General features: G+C 36.1%; 20 protein-coding genes and 2 pseudogenes. 17 read left to right on the top strand and 5 right to left on the bottom strand.

Annotation, left to right across the window (positions count from 1 at the left end):
• Nucleotides 1–374: 374 nt before the first annotated feature.
• Nucleotides 375–1,046 carry a CPBP family intramembrane glutamic endopeptidase gene (locus EHR_RS02065; RefSeq protein WP_010738437.1) on the bottom strand — a complete coding sequence of 224 codons (672 nt, stop codon included), beginning with the start codon at nt 1,044–1,046 and terminating at the stop codon, nt 375–377.
• A gap of 238 nt (nt 1,047–1,284) precedes the next feature.
• On the opposite strand from EHR_RS02065, the gene groES reads away from it, so the two are divergent.
• The 4 genes and pseudogenes from groES to EHR_RS02040 all read left to right on the top strand — a co-directional run bounded on the left by groES (nt 1,285) and on the right by EHR_RS02040 (nt 5,146).
• On the top strand, nt 1,285–1,569 hold the full coding sequence (gene groES / locus EHR_RS02060; protein WP_010738436.1) for a co-chaperone GroES: 285 nt from the start codon (nt 1,285–1,287) through the stop codon (nt 1,567–1,569).
• A 39-nt stretch (nt 1,570–1,608) separates the two neighbouring features.
• Nucleotides 1,609–3,234, top strand: coding sequence for a chaperonin GroEL (gene groL, locus EHR_RS02055; RefSeq protein ID WP_010738435.1), 1,626 nt, complete (start codon nt 1,609–1,611; stop codon nt 3,232–3,234).
• A 701-nt stretch (nt 3,235–3,935) separates the two neighbouring features.
• Nucleotides 3,936–4,208, top strand: coding sequence for a hypothetical protein (locus EHR_RS02045; protein ID WP_010738434.1), 273 nt, complete (start codon nt 3,936–3,938; stop codon nt 4,206–4,208).
• Nucleotides 4,209–4,224: 16 nt separating this feature from the next.
• A pseudogene (locus EHR_RS02040) lies at nt 4,225–5,146 on the top strand (LacI family DNA-binding transcriptional regulator).
• 226 nt (nt 5,147–5,372) lie between these two features.
• Here the strand turns inward: EHR_RS02040 and EHR_RS02035 are convergent.
• Entirely contained in the window at nt 5,373–6,131 is a 759-nt protein-coding gene (locus tag EHR_RS02035; protein ID WP_010738432.1) for a MerR family transcriptional regulator, read from the bottom strand.
• Between the two features lie 197 nt (nt 6,132–6,328).
• Here EHR_RS02035 and EHR_RS02030 point away from each other — a divergent pair, with 197 nt between their 5' ends.
• From EHR_RS02030 to EHR_RS02000, 6 genes are all read left to right on the top strand, one after another.
• Complete coding sequence (locus tag EHR_RS02030; RefSeq protein ID WP_010738431.1) at nt 6,329–6,697, top strand: DUF1827 family protein; 369 nt, start codon at nt 6,329–6,331, stop codon at nt 6,695–6,697.
• Between the two features lie 1,060 nt (nt 6,698–7,757).
• The gene (locus tag EHR_RS02020; RefSeq protein WP_016249921.1) at nt 7,758–8,480 is read left to right on the top strand and encodes a hypothetical protein; all 723 of its coding nucleotides are present in this window, start codon (nt 7,758–7,760) and stop codon (nt 8,478–8,480) included.
• Nucleotides 8,481–8,902: 422 nt separating this feature from the next.
• Nucleotides 8,903–10,375, top strand: coding sequence for a nicotinate phosphoribosyltransferase (locus EHR_RS02015; RefSeq protein WP_010738428.1), 1,473 nt, complete (start codon nt 8,903–8,905; stop codon nt 10,373–10,375).
• A gap of 12 nt (nt 10,376–10,387) precedes the next feature.
• Nucleotides 10,388–11,212, top strand: coding sequence for an ammonia-dependent NAD(+) synthetase (gene nadE / locus EHR_RS02010; protein WP_010720037.1), 825 nt, complete (start codon nt 10,388–10,390; stop codon nt 11,210–11,212).
• Nucleotides 11,213–11,750: 538 nt separating this feature from the next.
• Nucleotides 11,751–13,601 (top strand): LTA synthase family protein, encoded by a 1,851-nt coding sequence (locus tag EHR_RS02005; RefSeq protein ID WP_025480550.1) that lies wholly within the window; start codon nt 11,751–11,753, stop codon nt 13,599–13,601.
• Nucleotides 13,602–13,694: 93 nt separating this feature from the next.
• Nucleotides 13,695–14,129, top strand: a complete 435-nt coding sequence (locus EHR_RS02000) for a hypothetical protein (protein ID WP_010738426.1) — start codon at nt 13,695–13,697, stop codon at nt 14,127–14,129.
• A 404-nt stretch (nt 14,130–14,533) separates the two neighbouring features.
• On the opposite strand, the gene EHR_RS14195 is transcribed toward EHR_RS02000, so the two are convergent.
• Entirely contained in the window at nt 14,534–14,695 is a 162-nt protein-coding gene (locus EHR_RS14195; protein ID WP_010720034.1) for a hypothetical protein, read from the bottom strand.
• 1 nt (nt 14,696) lies between these two features.
• Nucleotides 14,697–15,728 carry a lactonase family protein gene (locus EHR_RS01995; RefSeq protein ID WP_010738424.1) on the bottom strand — a complete coding sequence of 344 codons (1,032 nt, stop codon included), beginning with the start codon at nt 15,726–15,728 and terminating at the stop codon, nt 14,697–14,699.
• Nucleotides 15,729–15,863: 135 nt separating this feature from the next.
• On the opposite strand from EHR_RS01995, the gene EHR_RS01990 reads away from it, so the two are divergent.
• Nucleotides 15,864–16,217, top strand: coding sequence for a PTS glucitol/sorbitol transporter subunit IIA (locus EHR_RS01990; protein ID WP_010738423.1), 354 nt, complete (start codon nt 15,864–15,866; stop codon nt 16,215–16,217).
• Nucleotides 16,218–16,225: 8 nt separating this feature from the next.
• Nucleotides 16,226–17,379, top strand: a pseudogene (locus EHR_RS01985) (AI-2E family transporter).
• Nucleotides 17,380–17,551: 172 nt separating this feature from the next.
• Here the strand turns inward: EHR_RS01985 and EHR_RS01980 are convergent.
• Nucleotides 17,552–18,172, bottom strand: a complete 621-nt coding sequence (locus EHR_RS01980; RefSeq protein ID WP_010720030.1) for an NAD(P)H-dependent oxidoreductase — start codon at nt 18,170–18,172, stop codon at nt 17,552–17,554.
• Nucleotides 18,173–18,390: 218 nt separating this feature from the next.
• Here EHR_RS01980 and EHR_RS01975 point away from each other — a divergent pair, with 218 nt between their 5' ends.
• From EHR_RS01975 to EHR_RS01955, 5 genes are all read left to right on the top strand, one after another.
• Nucleotides 18,391–19,035 carry a TetR/AcrR family transcriptional regulator gene (locus EHR_RS01975; protein WP_010738422.1) on the top strand — a complete coding sequence of 215 codons (645 nt, stop codon included), beginning with the start codon at nt 18,391–18,393 and terminating at the stop codon, nt 19,033–19,035.
• Nucleotides 19,036–19,050: 15 nt separating this feature from the next.
• A complete protein-coding gene (locus EHR_RS01970) occupies nt 19,051–20,778 on the top strand; it encodes an ABC transporter ATP-binding protein (protein WP_010738421.1) in 1,728 nt (575 codons plus the stop codon).
• Nucleotides 20,775–22,664 (top strand): ABC transporter ATP-binding protein, encoded by a 1,890-nt coding sequence (locus tag EHR_RS01965; RefSeq protein WP_010738420.1) that lies wholly within the window; start codon nt 20,775–20,777, stop codon nt 22,662–22,664. The genes EHR_RS01970 and EHR_RS01965 overlap by 4 nt, the downstream gene beginning before the upstream one ends.
• A 208-nt stretch (nt 22,665–22,872) precedes the next feature.
• Nucleotides 22,873–23,721 carry a VOC family protein gene (locus EHR_RS01960; RefSeq protein ID WP_010738419.1) on the top strand — a complete coding sequence of 283 codons (849 nt, stop codon included), beginning with the start codon at nt 22,873–22,875 and terminating at the stop codon, nt 23,719–23,721.
• A gap of 350 nt (nt 23,722–24,071) precedes the next feature.
• A complete protein-coding gene (locus EHR_RS01955; protein WP_010738418.1) occupies nt 24,072–25,097 on the top strand; it encodes a serine hydrolase domain-containing protein in 1,026 nt (341 codons plus the stop codon).
• Nucleotides 25,098–25,105: the final 8 nt, after the last annotated feature.

The raw sequence follows: 25,105 nt of genomic DNA, 5'->3' as shown, positions 1-25,105 counted from the left end.
TGATGCTGAACACTTTTGTCTCAACCTCCTAGATGAACATGATTTTAATAGGATCTGAAAATAATCCAAATGGCAATGACTGCTGTTTTCTGTCGTATTTAAAATAAGTGTGCTATTAGAGAAGAACATCAAAGTGTTTTGAGAAGGTTAAAAAGGAAATGGTGAGTGTCACGATAAATGGAAACTGCTAGTAGCTAGCGGATAAAACATAATGAATAGCTCTAAATAAATCGATCTTTTTCATAACTACGAAGGAAAAATTTGTTAAGAGAATGAGCTAGGATCGGAAAGAACGCAAAAAAAGACCAGCGACTAAGATTTGCTGGTCAGTAGATAGGATAAGGCGAGTCTTTAGATTGGTGTTAGTTGGCAGCTCATGAAGCAGCGATCCAGCCCTTTTGTACGGCGATCTGCACCACTACCACCAATGTATTCATTCCCACATGTGTGATCATCGAGGTCCAGATTCTTCCCGTTGCTTTGTATTGTAGACTAAAGAAAAAACCTAAGAAAAAGTAGATCAGTAAGTGGCCATCGTTATGGGCAAAAGCAAACAATAAGGAACTAACGATTGCCCCGATCCAAAAGTTTGTATATTTGCCAACGATACCTAAGATGCTGCGACGAAAGACGAATTCTTCCATGACTGGACCAGCAACTGTGGTAGCTATTAAAAAGGCTGGAGCTTCAAGAATCATTTGAATAATATTTTGTGTATTCTCAGAAGGAGCGCTGTTACCAAATAAAAGAGTTTCCAACGTCACTGCAAGTGCCTGTAAGATCAAAGCAATGAAAATCCCAACAAACCCATATAAGATGATTTTTGGTGTCGAAGCACTAGGAATGGCTGCTTCTAGTGGTAGTGGTTCATTTTGCTTGAAATAAAAGAAAGCTAAAACAATTGCTCCTAGGATATAGGCAATCGTCGTTGCTGTAATCACGTCAGTAACAGTATGGACGATTCCGATAGATGAAAGGATCAATGGGGAAAGAAAAATGAGTCCATAGCAAAAGATACTAGCGAAACTATATTTTTTTAATGACATAAAATACCTCCTTAAAGATAGGCAGAAGTAGACTGCAAGAATAGAAATTAATTATAACATAGATCAATTTAGAGGCTATTACTAAGGGACTTCTAACGGTTACGGATAAAATTAGTGTACTTTCATTTAAAAAGCTTGCAAAAAAATCAAAGTATGAGTATTATTAAAAATGTAGGTTAGCACTCGATGTGTAAGAGTGCTAACGAATCCAAAAAAAGAGTTATCGGAGGGATTTATCGTGTTAAAACCATTAGGTGATCGCGTCATTATCGAAGTCGCAAAAGAAGAAGAAACAACTGTTGGAGGAATTGTTTTAGCTTCATCCGCTAAAGAAAAACCACAAACAGGAACAGTTGTTGCAGTCGGTGAAGGCCGTTTATTGGAAAACGGAGAAAAAGTTCCTGCTGCTGTAAAAGCGGGCGACCAAGTGATGTTTGAAAAATATGCCGGTACAGAAGTAAAATTTGAAGGAAAAGAATATTTGATCGTTGCAGGAAAAGATATCATGGCGATCGTTGAATAAATAAAAAAGTACGAAAAAAATTTGATGAGGTGAATAGACATGGCAAAAGAATTGAAATTTGCAGAAGATGCACGCGCAGCAATGCTACGTGGAGTTGATAAATTAGCTGATACAGTAAAAGTAACGTTAGGTCCAAAAGGTCGTAATGTTGTATTAGAAAAATCATACGGTTCACCATTGATTACTAATGATGGCGTAACGATTGCAAAGGAAATCGAATTGGAAGATCACTTTGAAAACATGGGTGCAAAATTAGTTTCTGAAGTGGCTTCAAAAACCAATGATATCGCAGGTGACGGAACAACAACCGCTACTGTGTTAACCCAAGCAATTGTTCGTGAAGGATTAAAAAACGTAACAGCTGGAGCAAATCCTTTAGGTATTCGTCGTGGGATCGAATTGGCAACAAAAGCAGCAGTTGAAGAATTACACAACATTTCAACAGTCGTAGATTCTAAAGAAGCAATTGCTCAAGTTGCAGCTGTTTCTTCTGGTTCAGAAAAAGTGGGACATTTGATTGCTGATGCAATGGAAAAAGTCGGTAATGATGGTGTTATTACTATTGAAGAATCAAAAGGAATCGAAACCGAATTAGATGTTGTAGAAGGTATGCAATTTGATCGTGGTTACTTGTCACAATACATGGTAACTGACAATGACAAAATGGAAGCTGTTTTAGAAAATCCATACATTTTGATCACAGATAAGAAAATTTCTAATATCCAAGACATCTTGCCTTTATTAGAACAAATCTTACAACAATCTCGTCCGCTATTGATCATCGCTGACGATGTGGATGGAGAAGCTTTACCAACATTAGTCTTGAACAAAATCCGTGGGACATTTAACGTTGTTGCAGTGAAAGCACCTGGTTTCGGTGATCGTCGTAAAGCAATGCTTGAAGATATCGCTATCCTAACAGGCGGAACAGTGATTACGGACGACTTAGGATTAGAATTGAAAGATGCAACAATCGAAAACCTAGGAAATGCTTCAAAAGTTGTGGTAGACAAAGATAACACAACAATCGTTGAAGGCTCTGGCGATAAAACAGCCATTGAAGCACGTGTTCAATTGATCAAAAACCAAATTGCTGAAACAACATCAGATTTTGACCGTGAAAAATTACAAGAACGCTTAGCAAAACTTGCTGGTGGGGTTGCAGTGGTCAAAGTTGGTGCAGCAACTGAAACAGAATTAAAAGAATTGAAATTACGAATTGAAGATGCATTGAATGCAACTCGTGCAGCCGTTGAAGAAGGTATGGTTTCAGGTGGTGGTACAGCATTAGTGAATGTCATCAACAAAGTTTCAGCAGTTGAAGCTCAAGGGGACGTTGCAACAGGTGTGAAAATCGTTGTTCGTGCCTTAGAAGAACCAATTCGTCAAATCGCAGAAAATGCGGGATATGAAGGTTCAGTCATCGTTGACAAATTGAAAAATGTTGAATTAGGAACAGGTTTCAATGCTGCAACAGGCGAATGGGTAAATATGGTTGAAGCAGGGATTGTTGATCCAACCAAAGTTACTCGTTCAGCATTACAAAATGCTGCATCTGTTTCAGCTCTATTATTAACAACTGAAGCAGTAGTTGCTGACAAACCAGAACCAGCAGCACCTGCAGCGCCAGCAATGGATCCATCAATGATGGGCGGCATGATGTAGTCATTAAGAAAGAACCCTGATATAAAAGGGTTCTTTCTTCTTTTTTTGTTTTAAGTAAAAGGGCAAAAAATTAAGAGATATTTAGTTAATCAATCATTCGATGCGGATAGTTGCTTATGGTCTAGAACGACCTATATACGTGAAGCTAGAGGATCTTGATGTGCTACTATTTTTGTTCTTTTTTTTCTTTTTCTTCTTTATATTCTTCATATTTTTCAGATTCTCATTCTTAGACAACAAGGAGTGATTATTTTCCTTTGTACTTTTTAATGGCATAGGTTTCTCTACTAGGCAGTATTCGTTAATGTTTACTAGGTTAGACATTCGTTCGTTTATTCGATGTTTTCTTCTCATTATTTTTAATAATCTTCTGCGTTGTAGTATGGTCTTTATTTTATACTTTATTAGTCTCAGTATTCTTTTCAGTATACCTGCTTTTTTCGTCTTTTTATACAATTGAAAAACTCCTCTCAGTTACTGTTTTAAATGCATAGTAGCAGAGTTTGAATGAGGTACTTGAACTTATTTTTCTAGATAATTAAAATAAAGTTCTACTTTTTAAAAATTCAAAGACAAGTTTAAAGATTCGAAGACAAAAGTATGTATCGTATTGCTCGTTTTTTTAGAAGGTGAAGCAAAGATCTTGCTATGAGACGCGTTTCATAAGCTATACTCAATTCATCAAAAAGGAGGAATTACTGATGAATACTTATATCAAAACGACCAATGGCGCTACGAATGACTATTTTTATGCTTTTGTTGAATTTAAAGAAACAATGCTTGAATTGTCTAGTCCTCAAGGGTTAAATAAAACGGTAATGAAAAAAATTCCTTTAGATGAAATTAGTGGATTGGCAAAAGATACGTATCTGGGTGGGCAACGTATTAGCTTTGAATATGATGGAACGTTCTATCAATTTTTTGAATGTGGGCATGCTGTGGTAGACTATTTACAGGAAAATCTTTTTGTATAGGTGGTTTTAGTAAAGCATGACAAACATCAGAGATATTGCAAAACTGACGGGCTATTCTGTCTCTACCGTTTCACGGGTGATCAATAATCATCCTTATGTTGACGAAACAAAACGTGCCAAGATTCTATCCGTCATTAATGAGTTATCGTATGTTCCTAATGCAAGTGCCAGACAGCTCAGTTATGGAAAAACAAAAAATATTGGTGTTATTCTGCCTTATACGGATCATCCTTATTTCGATCAATTGCTTAGTGGGATCATTGAAGTCGCCTTCAACGAAGATTATCAGGTGACCTTGTTACCAACAAATTATCAGGCAGAAAGAGAGAGAATGTATTTAGAAGAATTTGCAGGTAAACGATTTGATGGTTTGATCGTTACTTCTCGTGCCAACAATTTAGATGTATTGCTCTCTTATCAAAAGTATGGGCCAATCATTTTTTGTGAAGAAATAAAAGAAACAGAAGCTGGTTGCGTGTTTATCGATCGTGAACAATCTATTACTGAAGCATTATTGTATTTAAAAAAACAAGGCGTGGAAAAGCTTGGCGTTACTTTAGGAAGAAGTGGTCGTCTTAGTTTTAATACAAAAGTGACGTTGGAACTTTGTAAAAAAATATTTCCCGATTTCAAAGAGGAAAATGTTTTTTGGAACTGTATTGACTATGAACAAGGGGTGAATGCAGCGACGTATTTTAAAGAAAAAAGGTAGATGGTGTCTTCACTAATTCAGATACAGTTGCTGCCGGTATATTGCAAAGCTCCATCTTAGAAAGTAAAAACCGTCTTGTTGGTCGTGATAATCTGTTGATCAGTGAGCTAATGTCTTTTTCTACGATTGACCATGGCTTAAGAGAGTGTGGAGAAACGGCCTTTCTACTTTTTATCGAAGAAAAAAAGATCAAATCAAAATTCCTTATCGATTTATTGTGCGATAGTCGAAATGGTTTTAATGCGGAATCAAAAGTAGATCGAAGTAACGCAAAAACCTAAAAAAGAAACCGAATAGCCAAAAATAGTTTCTCCTATTTTTGTGATTGCTTCGGTTTCTTTTTGACGCCAATGGATTATGAAAGAATGTAGTATCTGCATTCTGACAGGATGGATCATAAAGTGAGATCTTCGCTACTTATTTCCTAAAATGAACGTCCACTCAAAGACAACTTATTCAACCGCGTATGTTTGAGTGATCGTATTCAATGCTTGGGCAGCTCCGTTTCCACAACGCTCATCATAGTAAGCGGTGAATCGTTCATCAGAGATATACAATAAGCCTAAGCCACGATGAGCTTCGGAACTATAAGAAGGCCAGCTAAAAGTAAGCCATTTTTTGTGTTCTTCAAATAGTTTCAATGCTAGTTTTTGATCAGAGTCTGATTGTAAATAAGCTGTCAAATCAGCTAAGAGTTGTTTTTCTAAAGACTGCATTTCTTCAAATTTTTCTTCAGACATATTTTGCCATTTTTTATTTGCTTTCTCAACGGTGTCGTCTCCATATTTTTCTCGTATTTCTTGTCCATAGTTTGTTTCATTTTCCATTATTTTTTGTTTTTTAAATCCTTCAAATTTCTCATGATCTTTCATCGGTTTTCCTCCTTCGTAACTCTCCAATGTATGTTGAATAGTCATTAATAGTGTGTCGAGCTGTTTTCTTTTTTCTTGTAACATTTCTTGATGTTGGATCAACGCTTGTCGATGATCGAAAGCTGGATTATCTAAAATTTCTGCAATTTGTTCTAACTTAAAATCAAGGGAGCGATAAAACAAAATCTGTTGTAGTCGGTCAACTTCTTGGCTAGTGTAGATCCGATAGCCAGACTCAGTCACCCGTGATGGTTTCAGTAAGTGAATCTGATCGTAAAAACGCAGGGTACGAGGACTAACACCAGAAATTTCTGCCATTTTTTTTATAGTATATTCCATGCTTAACCTCCTTATAGAATGTTCTTATTCCTTGACGTAACTAGAAGGTCAAGAAATTTTGAATATTTTTTTGTGTTTATTTTTATGTTATAATAAGTAAAGTAGAAAAACGAATTTTTCTGCTTTAAATATGTCATGTTGAAAGCGATTCCTTTGTTGAGCGCTTGTTATAAATAATAATAGAAAAGAGGAATAAGATGAAATTAATCGAAACGCCAGTTACAAGTAATTTAAATATTAAGACGTTTTATCCTAAAGTAGTAGATTTTTTCTTTAGTAGTAAAGCCATCAAATACTATAAACTTTATTCGCTTGATCGAACACAGATTTTATACATTGATACGTATGAAAAATCCCAATTATTGATGATTAATACGAAGAAAAAAATCACCAAGCAAGAAATTGATTTTGCAATCCGTCGTATTTTGAAAGCAGAACGTGAAGACGTCAAGGTCCATATTGGTGTAAAACAAGACTTAGAACGAGCAGGTGTCCAATTCAAACGACCAAATAAAGATATCGTGATTGTTGAACAGAAAGTAGGTTGTTCACTGGAGGAAAAATAAAACAGTCTTCTGCAAATGAGTAAGTTGTGTACCGGTCTCAAAATTGGAGCTGTTAAGAAAAACTAGATACTTGGTTCAGAGAATAAGAGAAAAATTTTTTTCCAGGTCTCTAGGGATGGATGACTAAGGGCAAAATGCATCCCTTTAGTATTGTAGTAAGTTTTAATACATTTAAATATTTCCATCTGAGTTTGAGGTGATGTCTCTGAATTGAGTCTCTTTGTCCCACGAGGTTGGTAACGAGAAATCTTAGGATAAATTCAACAGAAAGAAGAAAACTTCTTTCTGTTTTTTTGAACTGGAAATCGGACGCTTGTTTGACTTCAAAAAAACTAGGAACTTTTTTATAAGCCTCGTTCCTCTCTTAAGTAATGCTTTTCTTGTTCTAACTTCTTCATGTCATCATGAGCATCAAAAAGTGCGTTCCCTTTTCTAAGAAACGCACTTGCTTTATATTTTTTAACTTCTTGAATCCAACGATACAAGCGGTGAGCCTGTTTTTTTAGCTACAGGCTAACTTCTTTCACAAAAAATTATTCTTCGATCATTAGGTTGACGGCAACAATTTTACTTACTTTATCAACTGAATCTCTTGGCATAATAGAAATCCTCGATTTTCCTTCACTTTTTATCTAGTTTATTACAACAATTCCAACATCAAACTATAACTCTTTCCTAATACTTATTAAAATATAAAAAAAATTTATGATGGTACCTCTTTATCAGTATATAATGCTAAGTGTCGGGAGATACGTTACATAAATCTTATTACTATAGATAAAGGGAGGTAGTTAAATATATAAGAAAGCGCAAAGTGTAATATTTTTATTTAGGAAAAGAAAATTAAGTTTATGTAACTATGTATTATTAGATCTCTATTGAATCCAAGGATGATTTATTTAGATGATAATCAAATTTAAACCCATTCAGACATCTATTATAGAATAAACATAATCATCCGATTACTTGGAGAAAAATCAATACCGACATTTATTAATGGTTAGAGAATATGAACTTTAGGATGTCATGATAAAAAATAAAATATAAAAGGATTGATTTGATGAAATATAGTAAACTATTATTATTTACCTCGTTTTTGTGCATTAGTGCTGGGACAATAAATACCATGACCGTTAACGCAGCTCAACAAGTAACTGTCTCAGATTCAACTGTCCGAAATGCTGTAGAGGCTGTAAACAATTTATTTACCGACAATACATATACCACATTATCTCCAAACACAACAACTGAAACGATCAAAGAAGCTAGAACGCTGATTCTTAAGGCCGCAGGAAAATGTGACATCGTTCATTTAAGTAATTTATGCAAGAAGGCGGAAAGCTTGTTATTAGAAAGTACCAATTCAGTAGATTCAGCTGTCCAAAATGCTGTAGAGGCTGTAAACAATTTATTTACCGACAATACATACACCACATTATCTCCAAACACAACAACTGAAACGATCAAAGAAGCTAGAACGTTGATTCTTAAGGCCGTAGGAAAATGTGACATCGTTCATTTAAGTAATTTATGCAAGAAGGCGGAAAAATTGTTATTAGAAAGTACCAATTCAGTAGATTCAGCTGTCCAAAATGCTGTAGAGGCTGTAAACAATTTATTTACCGACAATACATATACCACATTATCTCCAAACACAACAACTGAAACAATCAAAGAAGCTAGAACGCTGATTCTTAAGGCTGTAGGAAAATGCGACATCGTTCATTTAAGTAATTTATGCAAGAAGGCGGAAAGTTTATTAGCACTATCTGTTCATTTATAAAAAATAGAAAATTTATAACCTTTCACTTCTTTAAATATTCCTATAGGCACGACACCTAAAAGTGGGAAGTAAAAAAATTGACATAGGCTGTTTGTCCTCTGCACTGTACGGAGGGCGAACAGCCTAATGTCTGTAGTCTTTTATGAGAGAAGCGGTGATTAAATTCAGTTTTTTCGGAAAAATCATGGAAGATTGGACAACTTTTAATTTCACTTCAAAATTGTCTGTAACCATAAAAAAGTCGACCCCAAAAAAGGTCACTTTTTAGTCTAAATTTTTTGAGGTTGGTTCATTATTGTTCTGGGTTATAAATTTATTTTCATTTGTCCTTTTTCAGAAAATAATCAAGATTTCTTCTACTCCAGCGTTTTTTTGTTATAATGGATAAGAAATGAAAACTTGCCAAGAGGAGTAATATAAAGATGAATAAAATTTACCCAGATGACAGTTTGACGTTGCATACTGATTTATACCAAATCAACATGATGCAAACGTACTGGGAATTAGGTCGTGCGGATCTCCACGCTGTTTTTGAATGCTATTTCCGTGATATGCCATTTAACCATGGGTATGCCGTGTTTGCAGGATTAGAACGTCTTGTTGAATACTTAGAAAATTTGACGTTTAGTGAGTCAGACATCGAATACTTACGCAAAATGGACATCTACCCAGAAGGTTTTTTAACATATTTAAAAGAATTTAAATTTAAAGCTACTGTCCGCTCGGCGCGTGAAGGTGAATTAGTGTTTGCCAATGAACCATTGATCCAAGTGGAAGGTCCGTTAGCACATTGTCAATTGATTGAAACAGCCCTACTGAATATGGTGAACTTTCAAACGTTGATCGCTACGAAGGCAGCAAGAATCAAATCAGTGATCGGCGATGATCCATTGTTAGAATTTGGTACTAGAAGAGCGCAAGAATTGGATGCTGCTGTTTGGGGGACTCGAGCTGCTTACATCGGTGGAGCAGATGCTACCAGTAATGTCAGAGCTGGGAAAATCTTTGGGATTCCTGCAAGTGGGACGCATGCGCATGCACTTGTTCAATCTTATGGAAATGATTATGAAGCGTTTATGGCTTATGCGAAAACTCATAAAGACTGCGTGTTCTTAGTTGATACTTACGATACCTTGAAATCTGGTGTGCCTAGTGCGATCCGTGTAGCAAAAGAATTAGGCAATAAAATCAATTTCCTTGGGGTTCGTATCGATAGTGGCGACATGGCGTATATTTCGAAGCGTGTTCGTGAACAATTAGATGCTGCTGGTTTCACTGAGGCTAAAATTTATGCTTCAAATGATTTAGATGAAGCAACGATTTTAAATTTAAAAATGCAAAAAGCTAAAATCGACGTTTGGGGTGTAGGAACGAAATTGATTACAGCCTATGACCAACCTGCGCTTGGTGCAGTCTTCAAATTGGTTTCAATTGAAGATAAAGAGGGCAAAATGATCGATACAATCAAGCTTTCCAGCAATGCAGAAAAAGTAACAACTCCTGGCAAGAAACAAGTGTGGCGAATCACTCGCAATTTTGATGGCAAATCAGAAGGAGACTACGTTACGCTTTGGGATGAAGATCCTAGAGAGGAAGCAGAGATTTTTATGTTTCATCCTGTGCATACCTTTATCAATAAAACGGTGCGTGACTTTACAGCTCGACCTATCTTACAAGATATTTTCGTGAAGGGCGAACGGGTCTATGAATTACCAACTTTAGATGAAATCAAAGCATATACACGTGATAACCTTGATTCACTGTGGGAAGAGTACAAACGTGACCTTAATCCACAAAAATACCCAGTTGATTTATCAACAGATTGTTGGAATCATAAAATGGCTACGATGGAACGGATGAAGAAAAACGTAGCTACTTTATACAATGAATATTAAGGAGGAAAAAGAATGAGCTTACAAGAAGAGATTATCCAAGAATTAGGTGTCAAACCAACCATTGATCCACAAGGTGAGATTCGAACTAGTATTGATTTCATGAAAGCTTATTTGAAGAAATATCCTTTCTTAAAAACTTTTGTTTTAGGAATCAGTGGGGGACAAGATTCTACGTTAGCGGGACGTTTGGCTCAATTAGCAATGGAAGAAATGCGTGAAGAAACACAAGACGATCGTTATCAATTTATCGCTGTACGCTTACCTTATGGCGAACAAGTAGACGAAGAGGATGCGAAAGCTGCAGTTGAATTTATCCAGCCTGACGTTCGCCTACGAGTGAATATCAAACCTGCTGTCGATGCGCAAGTTGCTGAATTAGTCGCTGCAGGGATCGAAGTCAGTGACTTCAATAAAGGAAATATCAAAGCTCGTCAACGGATGATTACACAGTATGCAATTGCAGGTGGGCATGCAGGAGCAGTCCTGGGAACGGATCATGCAGCTGAAAACATTACTGGTTTCTTTACAAAGTATGGCGACGGTGGCGCCGATTTATTACCATTATTCCGCTTGGACAAACGTCAAGGAAAACAATTATTACAAGAACTAGGGGCACCTGAGAAACTTTATACCAAAATCCCAACAGCTGATTTGGAAGATGGCAAGCCGTTGATCGCCGATGAGGTTGCTTTAGGTGTTACTTACACTGAGATTGATGATTATTTAGAAGGTAAAGAAGTTCCAACAGATGCCAAACAAAAAATTGAAGCTTGGTGGAACAAAACGCAGCATAAACGACACTTACCTATCTCAGTGTTAGATGATTTTTGGAAATAAGCCTAAAAACTTTGTTGAAGATCACACCAATGAATGAAGTAGCATTGCTTGTTTTTAATGAACTCGTCATTTAGTAAAAAATAAGGTTGTCATAGTAAAGTTCAGATGGAAAAATAACCTGCTATATCCGAAAACAGCTTCTCGCATTTTCTGGATATAGCGGGTTATTTCTATTATCAAGAGAATATGAACCGCATGTTCTTTTTCAAGATTTAAGACAAAAGATTAAAAATAGCTATTCATTGGGTTTCAGTTCTATTCTGTAGTAGTACGTCAATGAAGTACTATTAATTAAGATTATAAACGCATGGAGGATTTTTTAACGCCTTTTTTATAAGTCGCTACTTGCATACTATTGTTATGCTTTTACAATACGATATTGAGCAGTCGACAATTTGTGAGCAATCAAATCGGACAACGAATAAAAAAAGATAAGGGTTTGCAGACAGTTCTTTACTTGTTATCTGGAAATCATTAAAATAAGGAAAGCGGTATCGAATAATAAATGAATTAAAGGAGTATCCATTTGAAAAGACATATAAAAGATAGTCTCAATCAATTGTCTGTCAAACAGAAAAATTGGTTAAAATATACATTAGTGGCGATAAGTATCGTTTTTGTCGTTGGACTAAGCAATTTGTATTTACAATGGTGTCAAAACGATCTTTCTTTTGATCTAGCTGTAAAATTTGCTTTCTCGTGGCATACGGAAAAATTTTTATTAGCTTGTTTAGTGTTATTAATGATCTTCCTTTTTTTAGTGGCAGTATTAGGTTCTTTTCTCTTTGGAACATTCTTTTATCTTGTTGGCATTGGAATATTAGGTTACGCAAACTATTTAAAAATGACCTATCGACAAGAACCGATTTATCCCGACGACCTAAAGATGATCAAAGAGTTTGGTTTATTAAAAGATATGACAGGCACAACCTCGTTTTATCTATTAGCAGGAATGATCCTATTGGTGGTAGCAGGTGGTTGCTGGGCTATCTATCGGAGTTTTAAGAAAGACAAGAAATTTCAAGCCATCCGAGTGATCACATTATTTACTACGATCTTTGCGCTTATTTATATTAGTCATTTCAATAACCCAAATAATTTATTACGTAAAGCATATAACAAAACGGCTTTGTGGATTCCTTATAGTCAAAAGATGAATTATTATAATACTGGTTTTATTGGTGGTTTCTTATACAATTTAAAAATCGATCCAATGGAAAAGCCAAAAGGGTACTCTGAAGAAAAAATCAAGGAAATTACATCACACTATCAAAAGCTGGCAGATGAAAAAAATAAAACTGCCTCAGAAGAACAACCGAATATCATTTATGTGATGAGCGAAAGTTTTTCAGATCCTAGTCGTTTGAATGGGGTGGAAATTACCGGTGATCCTTTGGCAGATTATTATGCGGTGGCTGATCAGACTTATAGTGGTCAGATGCTTTCTCAAAATTATGGTGGGGGAACAGCCAATATCGAATTTGAAGCATTAACTGGTTTTTCAATGGGACTATTCAATGCCCAATTAACAACACCCTACACAATGTTAGTACCCAAAATGAATCAATTACCTTCGATCGTTTCAACATTGAAAGATCAAAATTATCATACGACTGCGATCCATCCTTATAACACCTCGATGTACAAAAGAAAAGATGTTTATGAGGTTTTAGGTTTTGATGAATTTATTAGTGAAAATACGATGACGTATACAGACACCATTGAAGATAATCCCTACATTTCTGATGCTTCTGCTTATCAAGAAGTGATGGATCTTTTAAAAGAGGACGATACACCCCAATTTATCCATCTTGTGACGATGCAAACCCATATGCCTTATGATGGAAAATATCAGCAGCTCGAATATACAGCCAAAACCGAGGATAATAGTGGGATAAGTAGTTTAGAAAATTATCTTCAAGATATTTCGTATAGTAGCCAATCCTTAAAAGCGTTCACGGAAGAACTGAAGAAGTTATCAAGAAGAACGCTAGTTGTTTTCTGGGGAGATCATTTACCAGGGATCTATTCTGACACCATTCAAAATAGTAATGAGAAACACACCTTACACGAAACACAGTTTTTGATGTTTGATAGTCAAGGAGAATTAGAAAAAACCGAAGCTCCTGTTACAAGTCCCTTTTATTTTGCTGCTGACTTGATGAATCAGACTAATCAACAGACAACTGGTTTTTATCAATTATTGTTGGCACTTCAAAATGAATTACCAGCGTTTGAGCGAGAACTATACTACCAAGAGGGGCAATGGCAGCGAGAAGCACAATTAAACAAAAAACAAGCAGAACTTTATCAAGCTTATGAGATGATTCAATATGATATTGTTTCTGGAGAAAAATACAGTTTACAAACAAATTTTTTTGAAAAATAACATATGACTTTATTACTCTGGGTAGAAAGCCTATTCAATTGTGCTAAAAAAAGGTAAAATAAAAGAGAAATAAAATCGAAAGTAGGAGAAAGAATGTTACCAAATATTGGTTATTATGTACAATCAGTCGATCGAATGGTCAAAGAGACGGAAGAGATCGGTGAACAGATGCATCCAAAATATCAAGTGATCAGAGAAGCGATTGATCAGAAAAAAACAGAAGACTTGTCTCCAGAAGAGTTAGCTGAAATCGTTCATTTGTTTGAAGAAGGAACAAAAAAATATCGTGTGATATTGAAAAAAATCAGTCAGTTGCGACCACCAGCAAAAGTAATGGGTATTCATAAAAGTTTTGAAAAAGCCTATACTTCCTACGTGGCTGGTTGTGAAGAAATGACTCAAAGTATCCAACCAGAGTCTGGAGTTGACCATGATTTATTTGATGCTTCTGAAGAAAAACAGGATCAAGCGACAGAAAATATTTCTTCAGCCATCCAAAAAATGACAAATTTATTGTTGAAAAAATAAAACAGTATAAAGTTTCGTTGAAAAATAGAGTGTTTTAATTTAATTATCATATGTTTTTTATGATAAAAATTAGTCAATCACTTATTATATGAAAGTAACCTATACCAACAACAATTTTGAATTACTCGATCGAATAATTCACTTTTACCGTCAAGCCTAACCAACTTGACGGTTTTTGCTATTTACCGATCGTTTGTCTCAGTTCAACTCAATCCCTCCATATTCAAATTCAACTTATAGAGGATGCTCTCAACAAATCGTTCACCGAAAACAATGTAGTTCAGATGAACAAATAATATACCCAGCGGAGTTTCAACACTAAGCCAAAAAACTCGAAACGTGAAAAAGTTGTTTCGAGTTTTTTCTTCATGATCAAATCAAGTAGTACTTTTCCGATCATTTATTTAATTTTCAACATTTCTGACATAATCATCAAAATATTGAAGTAAATCTTGTTTTAATTTTTGATAATCTGCTTCACTATATTCTTTTTCTTCTAACTTTCCTTGGAAAAAAGGGATTTCTAACTCTTCCCGTAATCGATCCAATACTTCATCTTTGTTCATGTTACTGCTCCTTTTCAAAATAAACACAGACACATTCTGGTGCATAGATGTCTTTTTGGCGTAATTCTAGTAAACCAGTCTCTTTATTTCGCGCGAAAAGCGTAAGATTATCGGTATTTTGATTGGCAGATAAGACATAGTCGTTCGTAGGATCTAAAGCGAAATCTCTAGGGAAATCGCCTTCAGTAGAAATAATTTGGATACATTCCAACAGTTGATCCTTTTCAGAAACTGCAAAGACTGCAATTGAGTTATGGCCACGATTGGAAGCATATACAAATCGACCATCATCTGAAATACGAATTGCAGCACCACCATTTTCTCCTTGAAAATCATCTGGTAGTGTACTAATTTTTTGTTTTTCTTCAAAGCTGCCTTGGGATTTATTATACGAAAGCACACGAACAGTACTATCAAGTTCACCAAATAGGTAAGCAATGGTTTCATTTGCAGGATGGAAGACAAGGTGGCGGGGACCAGTTCCAGGTTCTGCCACAAATTCAGAAACTATAGTTAATTTTCCTTGATCAGATACATCGTACGTATAGACCCGATCCGTTCCTAGGTCACAAACCACTAAGCGGTTGTCTGGAGTTAAATCAGTATAATGGACATGTGCATGGTCTTGATTTTTATGAGGACCAGTTGCTTCTTGATGAAAAACGGCATCAGTTGCTTCGAGACCTCCATCGTCTAGAATACGATAAACATTGACTTCACCTTTATGATAATTAGCACCATATACTAATTGACGAGATTCATCAACTGCAACGTAACATAAAGGAGCGCCTGATTCTGTTACCGCATTCAAAAAATGGAATTCTTGATCGTAAGCCCCGATCCCACCTAAACCGTCCAGACTTGTGACGTTATAAAGATTACCAGCTTCACTTTTTGCTAAGTAAGTTGGACTATTTTCTTTTACAGCTAGCTTCAATCCTGAGACTTCTGCTTTTTCTGTATCTAATTCAATGGTATAAATTCCTTCACTCACACGTCTTGTGTACGTCCCTAAAATGATTTTTTCTTTCATTTTATCCCTCCTAGAATGTATGAAATAGGTTCCTTGTTTATTTTAGCACATTTCAAACAGGAGAGTTAAACAATGAGAATATGTTATACTGAATATAGAGTGAGCGACAGAATTTGTAACAAAGGAGAGAATAAAATGATTCATGCAACCATCAAAGAAATCGGAGAAAATGCAGTAAGTGAACAAGAACCGATCTTGATTTTATTTGATCGAACAGCAACAACTACACTACGTAACTATTCAGTGATCCAAAAGATTACTTCTACCGAAAAATTTTCATTAAAAAAAGGGGATTCACTTTTTTTTGATCAACAAGAATATCAGATTGAACATGTGGGAAGATTGGCAAATGAAAATTTAAACACAGTAGGACATGTTACGCTGATTTTTGATTATTATTCTGAGGAAAATAGTATTGTGAACGGTCTTTACTTAACACCACATCAGTTACCTGAGATTCATGTCGGTACACAAATCAAATACAAGTAGGTGAGATTATGGAAGGAAAAAACAAGCGATCAAAACCAGTCTCTTGGTTTTGGCGATGGTTTTTAAATAATCAAGTCGTTACTGCGTTATTAGTAGTACTTTTGATCTTATTGATCGTTTTTTATTTACTAAGGTGTCCTATCTATTTGCCCCGATCTGGCAATTCCTGGCGATCGTTGGCTTACCCATTATTTTAGCGGCAATTTTGTATTATTTGATGAATCCAGTTGTTGACTATTTGGAAAAGCGCCAAGTTCCAAGGCTCTATAGCATCATCGGGTTATTTGTATTAGTCGTGGCACTGATTGCTTGGGGAACAGTGGTAATCATTCCTAAAATCCAAGAGCAAACCGTGAGTTTTATCAATCATTTTCCTCAATATGTGGATACGATCGATAATAAATTGACAGAAATACTAAGAGATCCTCTATTCAACCAATTTAGGGAACAATTGGAAGCTACTGGCGATAAGTTCATGAGTTCAGCAGGTGATATGCTCCAAGATATTTCAAAAAGTACGGTTCAAAGTTTAGGAAGTTTTGTGGGAGCAGTTGCTACGATTATTGTTGCTTTGCTAACTATGCCGTTTATCCTTTTCTATTTATTGAAAGATGGCAAGCAACTTGCCCCTTATTTTGTGAATTTCCTACCAACACGTATGCGAAAACCAACTTTGAAAGTATTAAGTGAAATGAACGATCAAGTTTCTTCTTATATCCGTGGACAATTGACGGTGGCTTTTGCAGTAGCGATCATGTTTATGATTGGATTTGCGATCATTGGACTCGATTATGCAGTCACCTTAGGGATCATTGCCGGTTTTTTAAATTTGATTCCCTATCTAGGCTCATTTTTAGCAATGATTCCGGCCGTATTCTTAGGAATCGTGGCGGGACCGATCATGTTGATCAAAGTATTGATCGTATTTGCTTTAGAACAAACGATTGAAGGACGATTGATTTCTCCATTAGTCTTAGGGAATCAATTGGCGATCCATCCGGTCACGATCTTATTAGTTTTATTAACTTCTGGGAAGCTGTTTGGAATCGTCGGTGTGATTTTAGGTATTCCAGTATATGCTGCAGCAAAAGTGGTTATCTCACATGTTTTTGAATGGTATACAACTATCTCTAGTTTATATGAAGAAAAACAAAGTGACTAACCAACTGTGCACTAAAAACACATGACTAAAAAACGAAGAAAGCGAAAATAGTTTAAATATTTTCGAGATTCTTCGTTTTTTTAATTTTTTTAATAAATTTTTAGGTACTCGCTATGCAACAATCAAAGTTAGTAAGGGACTAACTTTATAGTAAACCTGCAAGTAGCTTTTATTAGAACGTTTGACCAAATGCTGCAGCTTTATCTAAAGCTGATTGCATCAATTCTTCTGCACGGTCAGGGGTATAGTCGATACCTTCAATAAATAATTGATCCACTTGATCGATACCGACAAAGTTCAAGATGCCTTTGACATATTGAGAAGCGAAGTCTTGACCGTTATAAATGCCTCCGTTGGATTGGATGTGCAAAGCTTTTTTACCAGAAACTAATCCTTCTGGTCCGTTTTCAGTATAACGGAATGTCTTGCCAGCGACATTGACGGTGTCAAACCAAGCTTTTAATTTTGTTGGGATATTCAAGTTCCATAAAGCATTTGCAATAACGATCTTGTCTGCAGCAAGAAATTGGTCGGTCAATTCATTGAAACGAGCAATTTTTTGTTGTTGACTTTCAGACAAAGTAGAGAACTCAGCACCTGCCCGAAGTGCTTCCCATCCTGAAAGTAATTCTTCATCGATTTCTGGGATATCATCACGATAAAGCTCTAAAACAGTCACTTCATCTTCCGGATGATTTTCTTTGTAACTAGTTAAAAAAGTTGTTAATGCTTTAACTGAACGTGATTCCTGTGCAGTTAATGGGTGCCCTTTTACTACTAAAACTGATGCCATAATATTCTCTCCTTTAAGCTGACTTGTTATCTGACTAACATAGCTAGTTTACTTGAAAGCGAAAAGGCTATCAAGTTTTTTTAAGGTTCGATTTTTAATTATGAATTTTTTTAGTCTTTTCATGAAAAAAATATGGAAAAGCATTGCAAAACATCTTCTTGGTGTTATAATGACATAGTGTCATGTGACAGTGTGTCATTTTAGGAAGGAGGAAAAAGATGCCTACGAAAACTTTTTTTCATCTACCAGAGGAAAAGCAGAAACGTTTATTAGAAGCAGCTAGGATTGAATTTTCCAGAGTACCATTAAAAGATGCTTCCATCGCAAATATCGTGAAAATCGCAGAAATCCCTAGAGGTAGTTTTTATCAGTATTTTGAAGACAAAGAGGATCTTTACTATTATTATTTTGAAACTGTTCGACGTGATAGTTCAAAAGATATGTTCCAACTGATAAAAGATGTCGATGGGGATTTATTCGAAGGATTCGAGCTTTATTTTACTAAAATCATTCGGGAGATTTTAGTCGGGGAAAATGCTTCTTTTTATCGTAATCTTTTCATGAACTTGGACTATCGTGCTTCTCGTAAAGTCGTGCCACATACAAAAGATGATCAGCGTCATTCACATGAAAAGCATCAAAAAGAGGCGAAAGAATTAATTGGATTGATTGATCGAACGATACTGAAAGTAAACGATGATCATGAACTGGAACTACTGATCCAATTGATCATGAATATCGTCTTTACTACGATTGCTCATGCCTATAAATCATTTTCAAAAAACGAAAATTACTCCGTGGATCATGCCATTAAAGAATTTAAATTAAAACTATCATGGTTGAAAGACGGCGTATATCAATAGAAAGAGGGGAATTACATGCTAAAAATCGTCAAACGGATTTCACTGACTTCAGCTATTGCAGCCACGTTGTTCATGGTTATCCAAGTTTTATCAGATCTTTATTTGCCGACGCTCACATCAAATATCATTGATAAAGGTGTAGCACGAGGTGATGTTGATTATATTTGGCAAACAGGTTTTGTTATGATCGGTTTTTCTTTGATTAGTATCATCGCAGCGATCGCAAATACCTTTTTTGCTACACGTGAGTCACAAAAATTAGGAAAGCAATTACGTACCGATGTTTATAAAAAATCTGAAAGTTTAACAAAAGATGCATTTGACAAATATGGTACAGCATCCTTGATTACCCGTACAACTAATGACGTGACACAAATCCAGATGGTTACGCAAATGTTTTTAAGAATGATGATCAATGCACCGATCACATTGGTTGGCGCAAGTTTTCTTGCTTATCAAAAAGATCATCAATTAACCAAAATTTTTTTAGTAGTTATTCCAATCATGCTAGTGGTGATCGGCGGAATCATGTTTTTTGCGGTACCACTATTCAAGAGCATGCAAAAGAAGACAGACCGTTTGAACCTAGTGTTTCGTGAAGGATTAACAGGGGTAAGGGTAATCCGAGCGTTTGATAAGACACGTTTTGAAGAAAATCGATTTGATTTAGCAAACAAAGATTATACAAATACAGCAATTAAAGTCAACACGATCGTTGCATTGATGATGCCGATGATGACTTTGATTATGAGTGGAACAAACGTAGCAATTACTTGGTTTGGTGGACACTACATAGCAGATATGACGTTAGAAGTCGGAAACCTAATTGCATTTATGACGTATGCTATGCAAATTTTAATTAGCTTTATGATGCTTTCAGCTATTTTTATCATGGTCCCTCGAGCGCAAGCTTCTGCTGATCGGATCAATGAAGTATTAGATGAAAAAGTAGGTATCTCAGATCCTGAGAACCCAACTGAGGTGACTCCTGCAGGTAAAGCTGCCACAATCTCATTTGAACATGTCAACTACCGGTACCATGGAGCTGAGAAACTGGCGTTAGAAGATATTGACTTTTCAGCAAAATCAGGCGAAACTGTTGCGATTATTGGTGGAACTGGTTCGGGTAAATCTACTTTAGTCAATCTTATCCCACGACTATACGATGTCGAATCAGGAACAATCAAGATTGATGGTGTAAGTATTACCGATATGACTCAGTATAATTTGCGTGAATTGATGGGCTTTGTTCCACAAAAAGCCATGTTGTTCTCTGGCACGATCAGAGAAAACATGCAGTACGGCAAAGCAGATGCTACTGATGAAATGATTTGGAAAGCGTTAGAAATCGCCCAAGCCAAAGACTTCGTTTCAGAAATGGAAGAGGGCTTAGACAGTCATGTTGAACAAGGCGGAGGAAATTTTTCTGGTGGGCAAAGACAACGTTTGGCGATTGCTCGAGCATTAGTCAAACCAGCTGACATTTATGTATTTGATGATTCTTTCTCGGCTTTGGACTTTAAAACAGATGCAAAATTACGTCAAGCTTTAAAACAAAATATGAAAGAAAGTATTACGGTTTTAGTTGCACAACGAGTAAGTACAGTAATGGATGCGGATATGATCTTAGTCCTTGATAAAGGAAAACTAGTTGGAAAAGGCACACACGATGAACTTCTTAAAACGAATGAAACCTATCAGGAAATCGTTCATTCACAATTAAGAGAGGAGGATCTAGCATGAGTAAAGGAACGACCAAACCTTCTCAACGACCAATGCCTGGCGGCGGTCACGGACCCGGTCGAAACATTGGGGCAAAAGGAGAAAAACCAAAGAATTTTTGGGGCACAGTGAAACGTTTATTTGGCTATATGTCAAAACGCTCGGTTGCGATCATTGCTGTATTTGTATTAGCGATCGCAGCAGTCATTTTCCAGATCCAAACACCAAAAGTATTAGGGAGAGCAACTACTGAGATTTTTAATGGGGTGATGGCTGGTGCAAAACAAATGCAAGCGGGGCAACAAATTTCTAAATTCCCAATTGATTTTGATAAAATTGCTCAAATCATCGCCACGGTTATTGTGATGTATTTGATTTCTGCAGTATTCAATTTCTTGCAACAATTTATTATGACACGAGTATCACAACGAACAGTTTATGAGTTACGTCATGATCTAGAAGCAAAAATGAATCGAGTACCGATTTCTTATTATGATACACATACAAATGGAGACATCATGTCTCGTGCAATCAATGATATGGATAATATTGCCAGTACCCTTCAACAAAACTTAACACAGTTTGTAACAAGTGCAGTTACTTTGATCGGTGTCATCGTTATGATGCTTTCTATTAGTTGGCAATTGACGTTAGTGGCTTTACTGATGATTCCATTGAGTTTGATCGTCGTGATGATCATTGCACCAAAATCCCAAGTCTTTTTTGCAGATCAACAAAAAAGTTTAGGTCTCTTAAACAACCAAGTAGAAGAAACCTATGGTGGTCATACGATCGTCAAAACTTTCAATCATACAGCCAAAGACCAAGAAGTTTTTGAAGAAGAAAACGACAAGTTATATGCTGCTGGGTGGAAAGCGCAGTTTATCTCTGCCATCATTATGCCTTTGATGAACTTCGTTAAAAATCTTGGCTATGTATTTGTTGCTGTATTAGGTGGGGTCAAAGTTGCAAATGGGAATATGACACTTGGGGACGTTCAAGCGTTCTTACAATATACGACACAATTCTCACAGCCGATTACTCAACTTGCAAGTTTAATGAATACGATCCAGTCAACTGTTGCATCTGCGGAACGGGTTTTTGAAGTGCTGGATGAAGAGGAAATGTCTGATAAAAAATCTGGGTTACCTGTTGAAGAGAACACACCATATAAAGTTCGTTTTGAAAATGTTCAATTCGGTTATACCAAAGATCAACTATTGATGACAGATTTTAATCTGGATGTGAAACCTGGAGAAATGGTGGCAATTGTTGGTCCAACTGGTGCTGGTAAAACGACCTTGATCAACTTGTTAGAACGTTTCTATGATGTTTCTGGCGGAAGTATCCGTTATGACGGGGTAGATACGAGAGATTTATCTCGAGATAACTTACGTGCTCAATTTTCAATGGTTCTGCAAGATACATGGCTATTTACAGGTAGCATCTACGACAATATCAAATACGGAAACGATGATGCAACTGACGAACAAGTGATTGAAGCAGCCAAAGCTGCCCATGTTGATGACTTTGTTCGCAAACTGCCTGAAGGTTATCAAACGGTATTAAATGAAGATGCCAGCAACATCTCCCAAGGGCAACGACAGTTAATCACGATTGCTCGGGCATTTTTAGCTAATCCGGATGTATTGATACTTGATGAAGCAACTTCTAGTGTGGATACTCGGACAGAGATTTTGATCCAAAAAGCGATGAATCGTTTATTAGAAAATCGAACAAGCTTTGTAGTAGCTCACCGTCTGTCAACCATTCGAGATGCTGATAACATTATTGTCATGAACCATGGTTCAATTGTTGAAACGGGAAATCATGATCAATTGATGGAAAAAGATGGATTTTATGCTGATTTATATAATAGCCAGTTTTCCGAAGAAGCTGTTTCTTAACAATTCATTAATAGTAAAACGCATGGAAAGAGCATCTGAAGCGTTCCATGCGTTTTATTTATTATAATGAATGTTATTTAAAAATAATTGCAGTATTGCGTGGAAAATGCGAAAATTCTCACATTTTTTTAATAAAAACCCATTTATTGCTTGAAAGAAATGTGAAGCATCGTTAAAATAAAGCTGGACGTAGAGGGGAGCAAGAAAAATGAAAGAATTTAAATTGGGGTCTACTACTTACCTAAAAAGTGTAGCAATCCGGGTTAAAGATAGAGATAAAATGATTGATTTTTACAAAAATACGATCGGTTTTGATTTGAAACGGGAAGAAAATGAATTAGCTATTTTAGGGACACAAGAGCAAAATAGTGAGATGCTATTGCTAGAAGAAAGTCCTAGAGCGCATGATTACATTGGGGAAATCAAAAAACTGAAACGTTTTTCATTGATTATTCCAACGGTAGCAGAAATGGCTGATATCCTTTCCCGTATCCGTAAAACAAACTATCCAATTGAAGATGCGTTAGAAGATCAAGGGCGCATGGGGATCTTACTTAAGGATCCAGAAGGTAACGAATTAGAAATTTATCACGAAGAGGACAATGTTCAAGAACGAAATCAACCAGAAGCAATGGATCAAGAGTCATTATTACGTAAGTCAGAAGAGCGTTACAAAAAATTATCCGCTAATTCTTACTTTGAAAAAATCCATTTAAACGTTTTTGATAGCGAAGAAGAACGCCGTTTTTTAAGTGATTTACTGGGACTAAAAGTTCGGGAAGAAAAGAACGGATTACATGTTTTAAATGAAGGGAACTTCCATGTAGGAATCTCAGAAGCAAATAGTGAGGCATTAGCATTGCCGACTCATGAAGTATTAGGTTTAGATTTCTTGAAATTCGTGATTGATCAAGAAAGCATGGAACAGTTGATTCAGCATTTAAATGAAACTGCAGTTGACTTCTTTATCGATCAAAGACATACTGTGTTAACAATTTATGATGCGATTGGTATCGAATGGTGGTTTGTGATCGATACAAAAAAAGCCAAAAAATAAAGCGAAGACAAATAATTGAATAGGTAGAAATAGCTCCTAACGATTTGATGTTTAGGGGCTTTTGCTTTTGTTCATTGTTGGCAAAGCGCATCACAAGCAACAACGGAAATCGAAAGCTGATTTTTTGTTCAATATATAAAGAGATACCAGAAACAACTCTTCAACTAAAGAAGTTTCTCTAAGATATAAGATGATGGAAGAAAAGTTGATTTAAAAAATTTTTTATTGTCATCGGAGCTACCCGATGTTTTCACGACCTTTATCTACTTGCATCCTCTAGGAGAAAGCTATATGATTTGACTTAGCATGATGAACAAAAATTGATTTCTTCGACAGAGAAGGAGAATAAAATGTACCCAGAAACGAAACAGTTGATTTTAAATAAACTTGAAGAAGGTCATTATCCTGGTGTTGTTGGTGCGTTTATTAAGCATAAGCATGTTGAAACTTTTTCAGCAGGTCATGCACAGATCGTACCTGAAACCCAACCAATGACAGCAGATCTATTATTTGATGTGGCTTCTTTAACAAAAGTGATCGCTACCACCAGTCTAGTGTTACGCTTGTGGGAAGATGGTAAAGTCGACTTAGACAAACCGTTACACCATTATTTACCGGCTTTTGAAAATGAAACAATCACGATACGACATTTACTGACTCATACATCAAATATTGAAACTTGGATTCCTAATCGAGATCAACTCTCTCAAGAACAGCTGATCGAAGCCTATTTAAAGCTTCAACCTGGTGATCAGTTAGGGAAATTAGTGAAATATACAGATGCAGGCACGATTTTATTAGGATTGATGCTTGAAGAGATTTTCCAAGAGCCAGCCACAGAATTATTTGAAGAACAAGTATTAGCGCCTTTAGGGATGATGCACAGTACGTTTTTACCTTATCCTTCTAAAAGAATTGTTCCCACACAACAACTCGCTTCAGGTGAGGTTTTGCGGGGAGTTACACATGATCCTAAAGCGAGAGTACTCGCTGAGCATGCAGGAAATGCTGGGTTGTTTCTTGATTTAGAGGACAGTATTACCTTTGTAAAAATGTATTTGAATTTAGGGAAAGCTGAAAATGGGCGTTTTTTAGAAGAACAAACGATTCGCTCGCTTTTACAAGATCATACGCCAACGAAAAAAGGCAATCGTTCCTTAGGATGGGATTTAAAAAAAGGATTAGAACAACAGCAACCAATTCTTTTTCATACTGGTTATACGGGCACGTTCTTACTAATTGACATTATTGAACAAGAAGCATTTATTTTCTTATCAAACCGTATCCATCCAACGGATCATCGTGAAGCTTATATTCGTTGTCGTGATGAAATTGTTGAAAAATTTTTGAAAGAGAAAGCGTTATTAAAAAAATGATGCTATAA

The organism is Enterococcus hirae ATCC 9790, from assembly GCF_000271405.2.
GTDB lineage: Bacteria > Bacillota > Bacilli > Lactobacillales > Enterococcaceae > Enterococcus_B > Enterococcus_B hirae.
This window is presented reverse-complemented; position numbering and strand designations above follow the sequence as displayed.

Excerpts from the sequence above, each read along its gene's own strand:
- EHR_RS02065 (WP_010738437.1), bottom strand. The coding sequence starts at position 1,046 with ATGTCATTAAAAAAATATAGTTTCGCTAGTATCTTTTGCTATGGACTC.
- groL (WP_010738435.1), top strand. The coding sequence starts at position 1,609 with ATGGCAAAAGAATTGAAATTTGCAGAAGATGCACGCGCAGCAATGCTA.
- EHR_RS02045 (WP_010738434.1), top strand. The coding sequence starts at position 3,936 with ATGAATACTTATATCAAAACGACCAATGGCGCTACGAATGACTATTTT.
- EHR_RS02035 (WP_010738432.1), bottom strand. The coding sequence starts at position 6,131 with ATGGAATATACTATAAAAAAAATGGCAGAAATTTCTGGTGTTAGTCCT.
- EHR_RS02030 (WP_010738431.1), top strand. The coding sequence starts at position 6,329 with ATGAAATTAATCGAAACGCCAGTTACAAGTAATTTAAATATTAAGACG.
- EHR_RS02020 (WP_016249921.1), top strand. The coding sequence starts at position 7,758 with ATGAAATATAGTAAACTATTATTATTTACCTCGTTTTTGTGCATTAGT.
- EHR_RS02015 (WP_010738428.1), top strand. The coding sequence starts at position 8,903 with ATGAATAAAATTTACCCAGATGACAGTTTGACGTTGCATACTGATTTA.
- nadE (WP_010720037.1), top strand. The coding sequence starts at position 10,388 with ATGAGCTTACAAGAAGAGATTATCCAAGAATTAGGTGTCAAACCAACC.
- EHR_RS02000 (WP_010738426.1), top strand. The coding sequence starts at position 13,695 with ATGTTACCAAATATTGGTTATTATGTACAATCAGTCGATCGAATGGTC.
- EHR_RS14195 (WP_010720034.1), bottom strand. The coding sequence starts at position 14,695 with ATGAACAAAGATGAAGTATTGGATCGATTACGGGAAGAGTTAGAAATC.
- EHR_RS01995 (WP_010738424.1), bottom strand. The coding sequence starts at position 15,728 with ATGAAAGAAAAAATCATTTTAGGGACGTACACAAGACGTGTGAGTGAA.
- EHR_RS01990 (WP_010738423.1), top strand. The coding sequence starts at position 15,864 with ATGATTCATGCAACCATCAAAGAAATCGGAGAAAATGCAGTAAGTGAA.
- EHR_RS01980 (WP_010720030.1), bottom strand. The coding sequence starts at position 18,172 with ATGGCATCAGTTTTAGTAGTAAAAGGGCACCCATTAACTGCACAGGAA.
- EHR_RS01975 (WP_010738422.1), top strand. The coding sequence starts at position 18,391 with ATGCCTACGAAAACTTTTTTTCATCTACCAGAGGAAAAGCAGAAACGT.
- EHR_RS01970 (WP_010738421.1), top strand. The coding sequence starts at position 19,051 with ATGCTAAAAATCGTCAAACGGATTTCACTGACTTCAGCTATTGCAGCC.
- EHR_RS01965 (WP_010738420.1), top strand. The coding sequence starts at position 20,775 with ATGAGTAAAGGAACGACCAAACCTTCTCAACGACCAATGCCTGGCGGC.
- EHR_RS01960 (WP_010738419.1), top strand. The coding sequence starts at position 22,873 with ATGAAAGAATTTAAATTGGGGTCTACTACTTACCTAAAAAGTGTAGCA.
- EHR_RS01955 (WP_010738418.1), top strand. The coding sequence starts at position 24,072 with ATGTACCCAGAAACGAAACAGTTGATTTTAAATAAACTTGAAGAAGGT.